This is a genomic window from Brevundimonas goettingensis (assembly GCF_017487405.1).
GTDB classification, from domain to species: Bacteria; Pseudomonadota; Alphaproteobacteria; order Caulobacterales; family Caulobacteraceae; genus Brevundimonas; species Brevundimonas goettingensis.
Map to the genome: position 1 here is coordinate 3,261,866 of NZ_CP062222.1, position 15,775 is coordinate 3,277,640.

The 15,775-nt window shown below is 68.6% G+C and carries 14 protein-coding genes; 8 read left to right on the top strand and 6 right to left on the bottom strand.

From position 1 onward, the window contains the following. Window positions 1–21: 21 nt before the first annotated feature. Both dnaJ and dnaK read right to left on the bottom strand, forming a co-directional pair. Window positions 22–1,221 (bottom strand): molecular chaperone DnaJ, encoded by a 1,200-nt coding sequence (gene dnaJ, locus IFJ75_RS16035; protein ID WP_207869358.1) that lies wholly within the window; start codon window positions 1,219–1,221, stop codon window positions 22–24. 184 nt (window positions 1,222–1,405) lie between these two features. Next, the gene (dnaK, locus tag IFJ75_RS16040; RefSeq protein ID WP_207869360.1) at window positions 1,406–3,313 is read right to left on the bottom strand and encodes a molecular chaperone DnaK; all 1,908 of its coding nucleotides are present in this window, start codon (window positions 3,311–3,313) and stop codon (window positions 1,406–1,408) included. A 394-nt stretch (window positions 3,314–3,707) separates the two neighbouring features. Here dnaK and IFJ75_RS16045 point away from each other — a divergent pair, with 394 nt between their 5' ends. The 3 genes from IFJ75_RS16045 (at window position 3,708) to IFJ75_RS16055 (ending at window position 6,738) form a co-directional block, all read left to right on the top strand. Beyond that, complete coding sequence (locus IFJ75_RS16045) at window positions 3,708–4,571, top strand: hypothetical protein (RefSeq protein WP_207869362.1); 864 nt, start codon at window positions 3,708–3,710, stop codon at window positions 4,569–4,571. Between the two features lie 576 nt (window positions 4,572–5,147). Then, window positions 5,148–5,765 (top strand): alpha-ketoglutarate-dependent dioxygenase AlkB, encoded by a 618-nt coding sequence (locus IFJ75_RS16050; protein ID WP_207869364.1) that lies wholly within the window; start codon window positions 5,148–5,150, stop codon window positions 5,763–5,765. A 70-nt stretch (window positions 5,766–5,835) separates the two neighbouring features. After that, a complete protein-coding gene (locus tag IFJ75_RS16055) occupies window positions 5,836–6,738 on the top strand; it encodes a dienelactone hydrolase family protein (protein WP_207869366.1) in 903 nt (300 codons plus the stop codon). 14 nt (window positions 6,739–6,752) lie between these two features. Here IFJ75_RS16055 and IFJ75_RS16060 read toward each other — a convergent pair whose 3' ends face one another. Continuing rightward, window positions 6,753–7,610 (bottom strand): HAD family hydrolase, encoded by an 858-nt coding sequence (locus tag IFJ75_RS16060; protein ID WP_207869368.1) that lies wholly within the window; start codon window positions 7,608–7,610, stop codon window positions 6,753–6,755. Between the two features lie 124 nt (window positions 7,611–7,734). Continuing rightward, window positions 7,735–10,068 carry a sensor histidine kinase gene (locus IFJ75_RS16065; RefSeq protein WP_207869370.1) on the bottom strand — a complete coding sequence of 778 codons (2,334 nt, stop codon included), beginning with the start codon at window positions 10,066–10,068 and terminating at the stop codon, window positions 7,735–7,737. A 176-nt stretch (window positions 10,069–10,244) separates the two neighbouring features. Here IFJ75_RS16065 and IFJ75_RS16070 point away from each other — a divergent pair, with 176 nt between their 5' ends. The 3 genes from IFJ75_RS16070 (at window position 10,245) to IFJ75_RS16080 (ending at window position 12,800) form a co-directional block, all read left to right on the top strand. Next, window positions 10,245–10,667 (top strand): metallopeptidase family protein, encoded by a 423-nt coding sequence (locus IFJ75_RS16070; protein WP_207869372.1) that lies wholly within the window; start codon window positions 10,245–10,247, stop codon window positions 10,665–10,667. A 155-nt stretch (window positions 10,668–10,822) separates the two neighbouring features. Beyond that, window positions 10,823–11,242: a DUF2141 domain-containing protein gene (locus tag IFJ75_RS16075; RefSeq protein ID WP_207869374.1), complete on the top strand. Its 420-nt coding sequence runs from the start codon at window positions 10,823–10,825 to the stop codon at window positions 11,240–11,242. A 91-nt stretch (window positions 11,243–11,333) separates the two neighbouring features. Next, the gene (locus tag IFJ75_RS16080; protein ID WP_207869376.1) at window positions 11,334–12,800 is read left to right on the top strand and encodes a carotenoid oxygenase family protein; all 1,467 of its coding nucleotides are present in this window, start codon (window positions 11,334–11,336) and stop codon (window positions 12,798–12,800) included. On the opposite strand, the gene IFJ75_RS16085 is transcribed toward IFJ75_RS16080, so the two are convergent. After that, on the bottom strand, window positions 12,797–13,627 hold the full coding sequence (locus IFJ75_RS16085; protein ID WP_207869378.1) for a LytTR family DNA-binding domain-containing protein: 831 nt from the start codon (window positions 13,625–13,627) through the stop codon (window positions 12,797–12,799). The two genes, IFJ75_RS16080 and IFJ75_RS16085, sit on opposite strands and share 4 nt — an antisense overlap. 69 nt (window positions 13,628–13,696) lie before the next feature. Here IFJ75_RS16085 and IFJ75_RS16090 point away from each other — a divergent pair, with 69 nt between their 5' ends. Together IFJ75_RS16090 and IFJ75_RS16095 are read left to right on the top strand one after the other, a co-directional pair. Continuing rightward, the gene (locus IFJ75_RS16090) at window positions 13,697–14,356 is read left to right on the top strand and encodes a DUF2141 domain-containing protein (protein ID WP_207869379.1); all 660 of its coding nucleotides are present in this window, start codon (window positions 13,697–13,699) and stop codon (window positions 14,354–14,356) included. Between the two features lie 112 nt (window positions 14,357–14,468). Beyond that, window positions 14,469–14,978: a DUF2306 domain-containing protein gene (locus IFJ75_RS16095; protein ID WP_207869380.1), complete on the top strand. Its 510-nt coding sequence runs from the start codon at window positions 14,469–14,471 to the stop codon at window positions 14,976–14,978. A 51-nt stretch (window positions 14,979–15,029) separates the two neighbouring features. On the opposite strand, the gene IFJ75_RS16100 is transcribed toward IFJ75_RS16095, so the two are convergent. Then, the gene (locus IFJ75_RS16100; RefSeq protein ID WP_207869381.1) at window positions 15,030–15,740 is read right to left on the bottom strand and encodes a TetR/AcrR family transcriptional regulator; all 711 of its coding nucleotides are present in this window, start codon (window positions 15,738–15,740) and stop codon (window positions 15,030–15,032) included. Window positions 15,741–15,775: the final 35 nt, after the last annotated feature.

Here is a 15,775-nt window from a genome sequence, read left to right on the forward strand (position 1 = left end):
GCACTCTAAGCACGAACCGCCTTACGCGGCAGTCTCTTTCGAGGAATCCGGCTCGGAACCGAGAATATCGGCCCAGAAACGCTTGGCCTTGCCGGCGAAGGAACTATTCCGTGGATTTTGGCTTTCGCCGAACGACTGGGCCAGCTCCTGCATCAGCTCCTTCTGGCGCGGGGTCAGGTCGGTCGGGGTCTCGACGAACAGCTCGACCACCAGATCGCCGCGCTGGCGGCCGTTCAGGTGGGGCATGCCCTTGCCCTTGATGCGGACCGTCTTGCCGGTCTGGGCGCCGGCGGGGACGACCACGGGGGCCTTGCACTGGCCGTCGCAGGCCTCGGAGACCAGGCAGGGGGCCTCGATCTCGCCGCCCAGGGCCGCGACCGTCATCGGCACCGGCACCGTGCACAGCAGGTCGAGGTTGTCGCGTTCGAACAGCTCGTGCGGTTGCACCGACAGGAAGACATAGAGGTCGCCGCGCGGGCCGCCGCGCTGGCCGGCGTCGCCCTCGCCCGTCAGGCGGATGCGCGAGCCGTCGTCGACGCCCGCCGGAACCTTCAGGTTCAGGGTGCGGGTCTTCCTCACCTGACCATGGCCGTGACAGGTGGGGCAGACGTCGGCCGCCGAGATCTTCTGGCCGGCGCCGCCGCAGCTCGGGCAGGTCCGCTCCACCTGGAAGAAACCGTTGGCCTGACGCACCCGGCCCTGACCGGCGCAGGTCGAACAGGTGGTCGGCTTGGCGCCCTTCTTGGCGCCCGTGCCCTCGCAGGTCTCGCAGGTCAGGGTCGAGGGGACCGAGATCTCGACCTCGGCGCCCTTGTAGGCCTGCTCCAGGGTTATCTCGAGATCGTAGCGCAGGTCTGACCCGCGGCGCGGCCCGTTATTCTGCCGGCCGCCGCCGCGTCCGCCGAAGACGTCGCCGAAGGCGTCGCCGAAGACCTGGGAGAAGATGTCGTTGACGTCGTGGAAGCCCTGCTGGCCGCCGCCGAAACCCCCGCCGCCGCCGTTCACGCCCGCATGGCCGTAGCGGTCATAGGCGGCGCGTTTCTGCTCGTCGGACAGGACGGTATAGGCCTCGGAGATTTCCTTGAACTTCGCCATCGATTCTTCGGAGCCGCCGTTGCGGTCCGGATGGTGGATCATGGCCAGTTTGCGATAGCTGGATTTCAGACCGGCGGCGTCAATGGTCCGCTCGACCTCCAGAATCTCGTAATAGTCACGCGCCATCGGGCGAACTCGTCCTCTATCCCTTGTCGGCCCGGCGTCGCCTCTGCGGGCGATCGGCGCGGTCCGTGACCCAGTCAGTGCCTGTCAGACACATGGTAAGCGGGCCGTGTGATGCAACCTTCATAAAAGAAGGCCCCGCCGTCGTCTGACAAGCGGGGCCCTCAAGTTTTGGAGAGCGTGTGTCTTACGCGCTCTTCTTCTCGTCGTCGTCGCCGTCGACTTCCTCGAACTCGGCGTCGACCACGCCGTCGTCGGCGGTGGCGGTCACGTCTTCATCCGAGGCCTGGCCCTGGGCGTACATGGCCTCGCCCAGCTTCATCGAGGCCTGGACCAGGGTGTTGGTCTTGGCGCGGATGTCTTCCGGGTCCGTACCGGCTTCCTTGGCGGCCTTCAGCTCGGCGAGAGCGGTCTCGATCGATCCCTTGACCTCGGCGTCGACCTTGTCGCCGTGATCGGCCAGGGCCTTCTCGGTCGAGTGGATCAGGCTTTCGGCGGCGTTGTTCGCCTCGACCAGGTCCTTCTTGGCCTTGTCGGCCGTGGCGTTGGCCTCGGCTTCCTTGACCATCTTGTCGATGTCGGCGTCCGACAGGCCGCCGTTCGCCTGGATGCGGATCGATTGTTCCTTGTTGGTCGCCTTGTCCTTGGCGGTGACGTGGACGATGCCGTTGGCGTCGATGTCGAAGGCGACCTCGATCTGCGGCAGGCCGCGCGGCGCCGGCGGGATGCCCATCAGGTCGAACTGACCCAGGACCTTGTTGTCCGCCGCCATCGGGCGTTCGCCCTGGAAGACCCGGATGGTCACGGCCGACTGGTTGTCGTCGGCGGTGGAGAAGACCTGGCTCTTCTTGGTCGGGATGGTGGTGTTGCGTTCGATCAGCGGGGTGAAGACGCCGCCCAGGGTTTCGATGCCCAGGGTCAGGGGGGTCACGTCCAGCAGCAGCACGTCCTTGACGTCGCCTTGCAGAACGCCGGCCTGAACGGCGGCGCCCAGAGCCACGACTTCGTCAGGGTTCACGCCCTTGTGGGGCTCCTTGCCGAAGAATTTCTTCACGGCTTCCTGCACGGCGGGCATGCGGGTCATGCCGCCGACCAGAACCACTTCATCGATGTCCGAGGCCTTCAGACCGGCGTCGGCCAAAGCCTTCTTGCAGGGCTCGATCGTGCGGGCGATCAGGTCTTCGACCAGGGCTTCCAGCTTGGCGCGCGACAGCTTGATGTTCAGGTGCAGCGGGCCCGAGGCGTTCATGGTGATGAAGGGCAGATTGACCTCGTAGGAGGTCGTGGACGACAGCTCCTTCTTGGCCTTTTCAGCCTCTTCCTTCAGGCGCTGCAGGGCCAGTTTGTCGGAACGCAGGTCGACGCCCTGCTCCTTCTTGAACTCGTCGGCCAGATAGTCGACCAGACGCAGGTCGAAGTCCTCACCGCCCAGGAAGGTGTCGCCGTTGGTCGCCTTCACCTCGAAGACGCCGTCGCCGATTTCCAGAACCGAGACGTCGAAGGTGCCGCCGCCCAGGTCGTAGACGGCGATCTTCTGGCCGTCGTTCTTGTCCAGGCCATAGGCCAGGGCCGCCGCGGTCGGCTCGTTGATGATGCGCAGCACTTCCAGGCCGGCGATCTTGCCGGCGTCCTTGGTCGCCTGACGCTGGCTGTCGTTGAAATAGGCGGGGACGGTGATGACGGCCTGGGTCACCTTCTCGCCGAGGAAGGCCTCGGCGGCCTCCTTCATCTTGATCAGGGTGAAGGCCGAAATCTGCTGGGGCGAATAGTCCTTGCCGTTGGCGCGCACCCAGGCGTCGCCGTTCGGGCCCTTGACGATTTCATAGGGGACCATCCCCTTGTCCTTCGCCACGACGGGGTCATCAAAGTTGCGGCCGATCAGGCGCTTGATGGCGAAGAAGGTGTTGGTCGGGTTGGTGACCGCCTGGCGCTTGGCCGGCTGGCCGACCAGGGTCTCGCCCGCGTCCTGGATGGCGACGACCGACGGGGTCGTGCGGTTGCCCTCGGCGTTCTCGACGACCTTGGGGTTCTTGCCTTCCATGACCGCGACGCACGAGTTGGTCGTGCCGAGGTCGATACCGATGATCTTGCCCATGGGCTTTATTGTCTCTCCGTCTGGCGGGCGGTGCGGCGGCCTTTTCAAGCTAAGCGCCGCGCGTGACCGTCCCCGGTTGGTCGTGATGCCCCTCGCAGGAGGGACGGTGGCTGGTTGTCCGTTGGAAAGCCCCCATGGATTTCGGGGCCTCTCCGGCTGGTGCGGATATGGGAAAGCCCTCATGCCCCGCAAGGCCTTGATGTGCAACGTCGGGATTCAACCCGAGGACTCTTTGCCCATTCCAATCTCGCGATCGGCCCTGTCAGCCGCCGCCAGCCCCCGTCAGGAGCCCTTCTGGCGTAGCGGCGGCAGGGAACCCTCACGCCGCCCGCGTAAAGCCCCGCTTAGTCTCTCTATGTCAGGATCCGCGCTTCCAGCAGAAAGCTCGGATCCGATGACCGCCCTGAACACCACCCTCGCCAGACCGGCCGCAACGCCCCCCAGGCCGACCCTCGCGTCGCTGCTGAAGGACGCCGCGACCTCCGCGAAAGCCTCCGACGAGGCTTCGGAGACGACCCGCGACAAGACCGAGGCCGCCAGGTCCGTCGCGACCGCCCTGGCGGGTATACAGAAGGAGCGGCGTTCCTCGCTCAAGGCCCAGGCGAAGGCCCAGGTCCTGGCCCTGCTGGACCGCATCCGGACGCTGAAACAGTTCGCCTCCGACAATCCCGGGGTCATGGCCAAACAGCTGGCCGCCATCACCAGGGACCTGAAGTCGGCCATCAAGGCCTATGCCGACGCTGGCGGCTCCGCCCGCGATCTCGGCAACGCCTCCGCGCCCGCCCCGGCCGCCCCTGACAAGGCCGTTTCTGATCAAGCCGAAGCCGCCTCGGAAAAGAGGCCCGCCGCCGGAGGGACCGAAGACCTGGACGCCTCTGTCACAGCCGAAGCGCCTGACGCCGGGGAGGTCGCGGATACGGCCTCGCCATCCGGTGCGAAAGCCGTTCCCGCAGCCCCGACGGCCATCGTCGACCCGCGAAACATTTACGAGAAGATGCGCGACGAGGTCAGCGGCTCCGAGGCCGCCGGCGACATGGACTTCGTCAAATTGGTGCGGGGCGTCGGCAAGGTCATCCGCGACCTCCTGACCAGGGCGAAAATCCAGACCGCTCTCAAGGGGCCCGACGACGAGACCAAAAAGGCGTTCAAGGAGACCGAGGAGGGTCTGAAGGAGGTCGACAAGGCGCTGGAGAAGATGGACCGCGACATCCGCAACGCCTCCCCCGCCGCCGGAATGTTCGTCGCCCTCTACGCGTGACTGCCCCCCAATCACCGCTCATCCCGGCGAATGCCGGGATCCAGATTCACATCGGATGTTTGAAGTTTCGCACGGCGGCATCCCTGCGGCAGGCGCAACGTCTGGATCTGGATCCCGGCATTCGCCGGGATGAGCGGTGGGGTGGATACAGGCGCCCAAATTCGCCAGCCCGCGCAATTCCAGCCACGAACCCCAACGTTTTCAGGCCCTACCCACGACCCCGCCTATAATCCTCCCGTTCCGTCGCGGGGGAGGCGCAGAGGCCTTGCGACCGTCTGGCGGCGGAATGCGGAGAAGCGGGAGTCCAGTTCGCTGGAGGTAGGGGCCAGGGGGATACTGAGCCCGGTCCGGGGAGCCTGTCGCAAGCAGGCCCCGCCCGTGGGTGGCGCTGCGGTAAGGCGTAAAGATCGCCACCTGACGCAAGCTGCTCGAAAATCCTCGCGCGGGGCCGGAAGGCGGCGTCGAAACGGTATCTCTCTCAACACTCCCGGGCGTCGCCCGGCGGCCCCGCTCGCCTCCCAACCGCTCCGGTCGCCCGGAGAGGACGCACCCGCCTGTCCACGCTAGAGTGCCGCTGTGAACCCGCCGCCCGAAATCCCGACCGGCCTGCCCGGCTTCCGCCTGTGGCCGTCCGCCCTGTCGGAGGCGGAGCAGACCGCGCTGGTCGAACAGGTGTTCGCCGCCCTCGAAGCGGCGCCCCTCTACCGGCCGGTCACCCCGGGCGGACGGCCCTTCTCGGTGCGGATGACCAACCTCGGCCCGCTCGGATGGGTCTCGGACCGGAACGGCTATCGCTACCAGCCCGCCCATCCGGAAACGGGCGCCGCCTGGCCGCCGATCCCGGCTGTGCTGCTCGACCTCTGGGACCAGCTCACCGGCTGGCCCGCCCCGCCCGACGCCTGTCTGGTCAACCTCTATCGCGAGGGGGCGAAGATGGGGCTGCATCAGGATCGCGACGAAGCCGATCACACCGCGCCGGTCCTGTCGGTCTCGCTCGGCGACACGGCGACCTTCCGCATCAGCCCGGCGGAGAGAGGGCCGACCCGCACCTTCCGCCTGACTTCCGGCGACGTCTGCGCCCTGACCGGGCCTGCAAGACTGGCGCGGCACGGGATCGACCGGGTGCTGGAGGGGTCGTCGCGGCTGATCCCCGGCGGGGGGCGCCTCAATCTGACACTGCGCCGGGCGCTTTAGGGACTCGACGCCCGCCTGAACCGGGATCAAGGTCCGGACCGCATTCACCTGACCCGTTCCGGAGCGCCGCATGACCGTCCTGATCCGTCCCGAAGGCCAGACCGCCGAAGACCTGAAATTCTCTCGTCGGACGCTCGGCGTCGGCGCCGTCGGCGGCCTCTTCTTCAGCCAGTATGCGGTCGCCGCGCTCGCGCAGTCGGCCGAGCCCGTCGTCACGGATTCCCAGGGCCTGACCACCGCGGACGTGACCTATCCGGCCCCCGACGGCTTCGCCCTGCCCGCCTATGTGGCCCGGCCCGAGGGCGACGGCCCCTACCCGGTCGTGATCGTGGTGTCCGAGATCTTCGGCGTCCACGCCTACATCCAGGACATCTGCCGCCGCCTGGCCAAACAGGGCTATGCCGCCATCGCCCCGGCCTTCTTCGTCCGCGTCGAGGACCCCGCGCCCCTGTCCGACATGACCCGCATCCGCCAGATCGTCGGCGCGGCGAAATACGAACAGGTCATGGGCGACGTCTCGGCGACCCTGGACTGGGCCAGCGGCCAGCTCTGGGCCAATGGCGACAAGGTCGGAATCACCGGCTACTGCTGGGGCGGCAAGGTCGTCTGGCAGGCCTGCGCCCGCTTCCCCGTCATCGATCAGGGCGTCGCCTGGTATGGCCAGCTGGCCCCGTCGGCGACCGCCACGCCCGAACAGGCCTCGGCCGGGACGCCCTGGCCCGTCGATCTGGCCGACGACCTGAAATGTCCGGTGCTCGGCCTCTACGGCGAGCTTGATCAGGGCATCCCCCAGACGGCGGTCGAGGCCATGCGCGCGGCCCTGCGCTCAGCCGGGAACACCACGAGCGAGATCGTTGTCTATCCGGGCGCCCAGCACGGCTTCCACGCTGATTACCGCGCCAGCTACAAGGCCGACGCCGCCGCCGATGGATGGTCGAAGCTGCTCAAGGTCTTCGAGGCGAAGCTGAAGTAACTCAGGCCCCGGCCTCAGGCTTCACTGGCCGGCATCACCCCGGCGGTGATGGCGATCCGGCCGATCAGCCCCTTGACGATCAGGTCCAGCGGCTGGCCCTCGCGGTAGTCGGCCGCGGCGACGAAATTGACCCGGTCCTCGGAGATCAGGCTGTAGACCTTCTTCTGGTCGCGGGCGGTGTTCTGGGGATCATAGACGGCGATCGAGAAGCCGCCCTTGGTGTGCATCATCTTCATGGTGGGGACGTCGGTGTCCCCGTCGCCCAGGAAGATCATCCGCTCGAACGGCACCGGCCGGTCGTCGTCGGCGACAAATTTGTTGATCCGCTCGTGGTCCCAGTGGTTCAGCACGCCCTTGTTGATGCGGAACAGGTACTGGGTCTTGGTCGTGTAGTTGACCCCGACCGCCGGCCAGATGGCCGTGCCCGTGTCGTCATAGGCGAATTTCGACGCGAAGACGTGGTGGAAGGCGTCGCGGATCGGACAGCCGTCGATCATCTCCTCGAGGCCCGCCGAGATGATGTAGTGCTCGATATCGAGGCCGTATCGCGCCCCGATCTCATTGATGCGCTCGAACCAGCCCTTGCCGGTCAGGTCGGACTTCAGCCCGTCGAACAGCTTCACGTCCTCGCCGTGGCCCGCCAGCAGCTTGCGGGTGATCGGGGCGCCGTGCTCGCGCGCCCGCTGCAGCATCAGCTGCATGTACATCAGGATGTTGTCGGCGTCGTTCGACTTGGTCAGCCGGTCCGCCTCGCCCCAGAAGTCGCCGATCCCCATGCCCAGCGACGGGATGAAGGTCACCTCCTGCATATTCCCCCGCGCGAGGGTGCCGTCGAAATCGTAGATGATGGCGGTCTTGAGGAGGGCGGTCATGCGGGCGAACTCGGGGCAAGCAGTGAAGAGTGCTGGTGAGCAAGACGTGAGCGAGGCCGCCGATGCAGACGCCGCCCGGCCTCACTCCTGCGCTCACTAGCACTCTTCACTGGCGAGCCGCCAATCACCCCAGCTGAAGCTCGGGCGCCGCCGCGTCGCTCTGGGCGTCGATGGGCAGGTGCAGGATGAAGGCGGCGCCCTTGCCGGGCTCGCTCTCGACCTCGGCCCAGCCGCCGTGCAGTTCGACCAGGGCCTTGACCAGCGCCAGCCCCACCCCCGGCCCGCCCCGATCGCGACGGACGAACCGGTCGAAGACATGGGCCTGCAGGTGATAGGGAATGCCGCGCCCGGTGTCCTCGACGCGGATGCGGACCTCGGACGGATTGCCCTCGGCCTTGAGCGTGACCACACCGTCCTCGGCGACCGAGCGGGTGGCGTTTTCCAGCAGGTGATCGAGCGCCTGGGCAATGCGGCGGGCGTCGCCGCGGATGGCGCCCGTATTGTCCACCGGCTCGACGATCAACCGGGCGCCGCGCCCCTCGATCCGGGGGCGGAAGCGGTCGGCGGCGGCGGCGAACATGTCGTCGATGCGCACGTCGCCCAGCGCCAGCTCCATCTCGCCGGCGTCGATCTGGGCCATGTCCAGAACATCGTCGATCGACCGGGCCAGCTGGCTGGCGGCGACCCGGATCGCCCCAGCATGCTGGCGGTTGCGCTCGTTCAGATTGCCCAAGGTCTCCAGCAGCTCGGAATAGCCGACGATGGTCGTCAGCGGGGTGCGCAGCTCATAGCTGACCGAACCGACGAACTCGCGCTTCAGGGCCTGGCTTTCCTCGAGCGCGGCGGCCTTGGCGGCAAGGGCCTGTTCCAGCTCGCGTCGGGCGGTGACGTCGGAGAAGGCGACCAGGGTGGCGCCGTCCGGCAAGGGGCGGGTCTGCCAGGCGGCGATACGGCCGTCGGCGGTACGACCCTCGCCCGAGATCGGCACCCGGCTCTCGGGATCGGGATCGGCGACCCGCGCCTTCAGCCCCAGCCACAGGGCCGGATCGGGCAGGGTGTGCTTGGCGAGTTCGGCGACGGCGTCGAAATCGAGAGCCTCGGCCAGACGCTCGGCCGACAGCTCCCAGAAGGTCTCGAACGCCTCATTGTGCAGCCTCAGCCGCCCGTCCGAGCCGAACACGGCGACGGCGTCGTTCAGCTTGTCGAGGGTCGCGGTCTGGACCTGGATCTGGGCGTTGTAGCGGCTGCGCAGCTGCAGCTCGTCGGTGATGTCCGAGAACAGCAGCAGGATGCCGCCGAGCGGGTGCGGCTGGCGTACGACGCGCAGCGTCCGGCCGTCCGGCAGGGACCAGCTGTCGTCGGGCGCGGCCTCGGAGGCGCCGTAGAAGTCCAGCTCCCCGGCCTTCCAGCCCGCATAGTCGACCACTTCCGGCAGCTGGCGCTTCTGCCTTAGCCGGTCCAGCAGCTCGGCGTGGGTCGGGCGCTCGTCCAGCCAGGCCGGGTCGATGTTGAACAGCTGCTGGAAGGCGACGTTGTGGAACGCCAGCCGCTTGGACGGGCCGAAGATGGCCACGGCGTCGGCGAGGTGGTTCAGGGTCTCGTCATGGGCCTCGACGTGACGCCGCAGGGTGTCGCGCGTCTCCTCGGCCTCGGTCATGTCGATGGCGAAGGCCAGGACCGCCCCGGCCAGGGCGCCGGTCCGGGCCAGGGGCTCGGCGACGATCCGCCAGGCGCGACGGCGTCCGCCGCCCGCCGTCCAGCGGAAACCTTCCTGCCGCACCCCGATGCGTCCGGCCTCGCTCAGCAGGGCCTCGGCGCTGCGGTCGAACACCAGCCCCCGGTCGCGCGCCTCCTCCAGCGAGGCCGCATCGACCTCGGCCAGCCAGGCGCGGTTGGCCCACAGCAGCCGCCCCTCGGCGTCGATCACCCAGGTCGGGGCCGGCGAGGCGTCGGTCAGCAGGCCGAGGCTGGCCTCGACGCCCGAGACCATGGCCCGGATCGGATAGAGCCTCAGCCAGGCGACGCCGCCCGACAGCCGTCCCTCGACAGCCCAGCTGCCGGTCGTGGTGTCGATACGCAGGTCGCAGGCCTCGCCCTGTTCGACCAGGGCGCGGATCTGGGTCGGCCAGGCGGCGTGGACGGCGCTGGCCAGGACGACGGCGTCATCGGCGCCCTCGTCCTCGGGGCACAGGGCGGCGCGGGCCGCGACCACGGCCTCCGTCGGCCCCAGAAGGGTGGTGACGCCGCCGTCGGACGTCAGGCCGATGCGCAGGTCCTCGAAGGCCGTGAGCGCGCCGTCACGCTCGGACAGGGCGGCGGCGCGCTGGGCCTCCCAGGTCTCGACGTCGTCCTCGCGCGCGGCCAGCCGACCGCGCAGCCGCCAGGCCCAGGCGCTGACCGCCAACGCCAGACCCGCCGCGCCTGCCGCCGCCACAAAGGCGATTTCGGCCTCAGCCATCAATCCTCACCCGCCGATTCGATGATTCACCATAGCTTAAGATGCGAGATTTGCGTCGGGGTTGGTGATTAGTGGTTTGTGGTTGGTGATTGCGACGTCGCAGACGATTGGCTCCGGACCCCGGCCGTCACAACATCAGCCACAACCACGAACCACAAATCACCCGGACACGCTCGATGCCCACCGCTTCCACCCCGATCTGGGCCGACCAGCTCGCTCCGTCGCTCGACGACTTCGCCCGGCTGGCGGAACAGGCCTTCGCCGACCTGCCGGAAGAGTTCCGCGCGGCCGCGGGCGAGGTGGTGTTCCGCATCGACGATTTTGCCGATGACGAGACCCTGGCCAGCTTCGGCATCGAGGATCCGTTCGAGCTCAGCGGCCTGTATCACGGCGTCGACATCGGCCGGCGCGACTCCATGGGACCGGCGATCGAGCCGTCGCGCATCTTCCTCTACCGCCGCCCCATCCTCGACGAATGGTGCGAGCGCGGCGACGTCGGTCTGGCCGAGATCATCACCCACGTCCTGATCCACGAGATCGGTCATCATTTCGGCCTCGACGACGACCAGATCCACGCGATCGAGGACGCGGCGGACTGAGGATGTTCGTTCGCGCTTCGTGAACGCACGGGCGTGGGCGTTCGCGAACGGACGGCGGTCGCAGCCGTAGAGGCGGTGGCGAGACGGCCGGGGCGGCGGCACGGTCGGGACATCGGAGCCCGGCCGTCGGGCTCCTCCCCCGAAGGATCGCCGCCATGAAGATCGCCGCCCTCTCTCTCGTCGCCGCCCTGCTGGCCTCGGCGCCGGCCTTCGCCGCTGACGAGCCCACCGTCACCCTGACCTTCGACACCGCCGCCGCCACCGGTCAGGTCATGGTCGTCCTGTTCGGCAGCGAGGACGCGTGGAAGGGCAATGGCGCCCCGGTCGCCCAAGCCCTGGTCGACGTCGCCGCGGGCCAGCATTCGGCGACCTTCACCGTCCCCGCCGGCGACTACGCCGCCCGGTCGTTCCATGACATCAACGGCGACGGCCGGATGAACGCCAACCCCTTCGGCATGCCGACCGAACCCTACGGCTTCTCCAACAACGCCCGCGGCAACATGGGTCCGGCCAGCTGGGATCAGGCCCATTTCACCGTCGCGGGCGACACCGCCCAGACGATCAGCTTGCGCTGATCTTTCTTGCTGGAGGCTAACGCGCTTCGCGCTGCTTGAGCCCTCAGACCCCCGGTTCCCAGCCCTTTGCCCGACGCTCCACGAGACCCCCATGACCCCCACCCGCCGCAACTTCCTGATGGGCGCCGCCGCCCTGTCCGCCGCCGTCGCCACGCCCGAGATGGTGCGCGCCGCCGCCGCGCTCGATGCGACGGCTGATTGGGCGCTCGCTACTCGCGACCTGGAAGGCGACGTCGCCCCGCAAGCCCTGCGGCTGGTCCACGGCCGGGCGCCGGCGGGGCTGGAGGGGACGCTGTTTCGCAACGGCCCGGCGAAATTCCGCCGCCCGGGCGGGTCGGCGACCCACTGGTTCGACGGCGACGGCCTGATGCGGTCCTTCGACATCCGCGACGGCCGGGCGACGCTGCAGGCCCGCTTCGCCGATACCCCCAAGCGCCGCTACGAGACCGAACTTGACGCCATCGTCACCCCGGGCTTCGGCACGGCGGGCGACAGCCGCGCCCGGCTGGATTCCAATGATGCGGCCAATGTCGCCAACACCTCGGTCATGGTCGCGGGCGACGCCATCTGGGCCCTGTGGGAAGGCGGCTCGCCCCTCGCCATGGATCCGTCCAGCCTCGCCACCGGAAGCTTCGTCAGCCTGCGCGACGACCTAAAGGGCATGCCCTTCCAGGCCCATCCCCGCCATGCACCCGACGGTACGGTCTGGAACGTCGGGACCAGCGGCGACCAGATGATCGTCTGGCATCTGCGCGCCGACGGCGGCCTGATCGACGCCTCGGTCGTGCGCCTGCCGCGCAACAGCTATTTCCACGACTTCACCGCCACCGACCGGCATCTGGTGATCGTGCTTCAGCCCTGGGTGTTCGACCACCGCGCCATGCCCTTCGCCAGCCAGTTCGCCTGGAAGCCCGAGCTGGGGACGCAGGTGCTGGTTCTGGACAAGGCCGATCTGACGCGGACGCGCCTCTACGAGCTGCCGAGCTTCTCCTTCTTCCACCTCGGCGACGCCTGGGCGGAGCGGGACGGAACGATCCGCTTCGACGTCGCGGCGGGCAAGGACGTTCAGTTCGCGGTCGAGGGCGCCCGCGTCATGGTCCAGCAGAGCGGCCGCGTTCCCGGCGAGCCCGCCGTGCTCAAACTGGTCACCCTCCATGCCGACGGCCGCGCCGACATGGTCTCCAGTGGCGCTGTCGGGGAGTTCCCCAAGGCCAATCCGCGCTTCGCCGGCCTCAACCGCGCCCTGACCGCCCATATGGCGGGCGAGACGCCGGACCGCCCCCTGCCGACGGGTCTGGCGGTTCAGGACTGGGCGTCAGGCAAGTCCGACAGCTTCGAGTTCGGCATCGGCCATATCGTCGAGGAGACCGTCTTCGTGCCCAAGCCCGACGCCCGCACCGAGCGCGACGCCTGGCTGGTCGGCCCCGCCATCAATCTGCGCGCCGGAGTGACAGAGCTGCACGTCTTCGACGCCGCCCATGTCTCGGACGGCCCGGTCGCGACCTGGGCCGCCGACGTGGCCCTGCCGGCCGGCTTTCACGGGGCGTGGAAAAGCTAGTACCAGCCCGCCTCCCGCAAGGCCTTGGCATAGCGTCGGCTCACCGGAGCCGTCAGGCCGCCTTCCAGGGACAGGGTGGCGCGGCCGTCGCCGCGGGCCACATCGCGGACGGCGCCCCGGGCCACCCACCAGCTGCGGTGGGTCTGGGCGCCTTCCAGACCCTCCAGCTCCTCCAGCGCATCGGCCAACCGCATCAGGATCAGGTCCGAGCCCCGGTCGGTGTGGATGCGCAGATAATGGTCCTCGGCCTGGACGGCGCGGATGGTCGCGCCCCTCAGCTTGATCGGCAGGCGATCCGGGAAACGGGCGGCGGGGGCTCCGCCCTCGGCCGCATGGGTCTGGACCGGCTGGGCCTTCGACAGGAATACGTTGATGGCCGACAGGGTCGCCGTCACCACCCCGACCGGGATCAGCATGTAGGGCAGGGCCGACACCGGATAGACACGCCCCTCGAACACCAGGCCGGTGACCCACCAGACCAGCACCGACACCGGTCCGGTGATCGCCAGCGTCAGAACCAGCACCGCCAGCCAGGGCCGCTCGTCCAGATCGACCCACCGCTCGATCAGCTTTGAGCACAGATGCCCCCAGAAACCGCCGGCCAGCATCACCGGGACCCAATAGACCAGCCGCAGACCGAACGGGGCCGCGCCCGTGCCGAAGGCGCCCATGAAGGCGAAGACCCCGCCCGCCGCCGCCGCCACGACAATGCCGCGAACCAGACCTAGCGTCAGGGGCTTGCGAGGGGGCTTGCTGCGAACGGCGCGATCGCCGTCGGTTTTGGCCGATGGGTTTGACGTCTTGGGGGAATTCAGGATGGGACTCATTGCATTCGACGCGGGTTCGCCGTCATGGTCGGGGGCGATAACGCTGTGAGACCACGAAACGCACCTGGAATGAAGATCATCCTCGCCATCGCGACGCTGTTTGTTATGGCCCCGGCGCACGCCGTGGTGGCCCAGCAGGCCGGCATGGTGCCCATCGCCCCGCCGCCGCGCACCGCAAATGTCGTTCCTGTCGCGCCCGCCGCCGGTCCCCCCTCCGCCGCCTTGACCACGGGTCGGGCTGCCGAATCCTCCGTCGCCGCCGATGTCTCGGCCGAACCCTCGACCACTGCCGGCCCGCCGCCGGTTGCTCCCTCGCGTTCGATCGTGCCGCCGACCCAGAGCCGCCCCTCCCGGCCGCGCCAGACCACCCTGCTGCTCCAGCTGGAAACGCCCCAGACCAACGGCCGCATCGCCGTGGCCATCTATCGCGACGCCGACAGCTTCCGCCGCGGCGAGAACCCGGTCCGGACCTATATGCTCCAGCGCACCGGGACCGTGACCCAGATCTATGTCCAGGGCCTGGAGCCCGGCCGCTACGCCATCGCCGCCTTTCAGGACACCGACGGCGACGGCAAGCTGAGCAAGAACCGTCTGGGCATTCCGCGTGAGCCGTTCGGCTTCTCCAACGGCGCCCGCGCCCGGTTCGGCCTGCCTGCGTTCGATGCGGCGTCCTTCGAACAGACCACGGCCGGCGTGACACAGCACATCCTCCTGCGCGGCGTCTTCTGAAGACCTGACGGGGCGCCTGTCCGTTCGCGAAGCGGGGGCGGTGATCGGCGAAGCGATGCTTTGAGCGCACCGGAAACCCGCAAGGATCGGGACCTCACCCGAGGATCCCGCCATGACCGCCGTCACCCCCACCGCCGCCTACACGCCCCGCCGCCTTCTGCTGCTGGCGACCGTCGCCCTCGTCGCCGGGGCGGGCGCCGTCCTGATTTCCCGGCAGTTCGGCCATGCGCCCGACTGGGCCCTGCTCCTGGGTCAGGGCTGGGTGCTCAAGCTTCACATCGCCGCCGCCCTGAGCGCCCTCCTGCTCGGCGTTGTCCAGCTGATCGGGGTCAAGGGCACGGCGGCGCATCGTATGATCGGCTGGAGCTGGGTCATCGCCATGGCGACCGTGGCGATCAGCTCCTTCTTCATCCGGGTCATGAACCCTGGATCCTTTAGCCTGATCCACCTGCTCTCGGGCTGGACCCTGATCGCCCTGCCGATGGGAATCTGGCACGTCCGTTCGGGCCGGGTCCGCGCCCACGGACGCACCATGGCCGCCCTGTTCGTCGGCGGGCTGGTGATCGCGGGCGGCTTCACCTTCCTGCCGGGCCGTCTGATGTGGGCGGTGTTCTTCGGCTAGAGCCTGATAAGGGAGTGTCAGCGATTTTCCGACAAGCTCAGGCCCAGACACTCAGCCTTGCTGCGGAACCACGGTCGGCCCGCAGACCGCGCGGATCCCCGCCGCCGCGAACCGGACCATATAGTCGCAGGCGCTCTCCAGATCGCCGGAACGGGCGAGGCCTCCGGAAAGCCGGTCCAGACGCCCCGTCTCGCCGAGCGTCAGGGTCAGGGCCCCCGACAGGTTGTGATAGGCCCAATAGAGATCGACGTCCTTCGACCCCGGAATCAGGCTGCGGATCAGCTCGATCAGCCGATGGATGGCCGGGTCGAAATAGCGGGCCATGGTCTCGCCCCCGAAGGTCGGGTTGGCGTTGGTCTGGGCCACCAGGGCGGCATAGTGTTTCCAGCCCGGCCCGCCCTTCAGCGACCATTCGAACGGCGGCCTGAGGAAGGCCTCCAGCAGCCCCTCGAGCGTCGCGCCTGCGCCTGCGGTCTCGACATAGCGGTTGATGGCGTCGACCCGGTCGTTGTTCCAGACCTCCGCCCGGCGGATGAACACCGCGTCGAACAGCTCGCGCTTGGCCCCGAAATAATAGTGGACCAGGGCCGTATCGACCCCGGCCTCGCGCGCCACCTCGCGGATGGTCACCCCATAGAAGCCGTGCTTGGAAAACAGGTCCTCGGCCGCGTCCAGAATCGTGGCGCGGGTATCCACGGCGGGAGCGCCGGCGGCCTTGGGCGGGCGGCCGCGGCGGGCCGGAGAAGGGGCGATCTCGCTCATGCGCACAGGCTTAAACCCACGACCGGCGCCGGTGC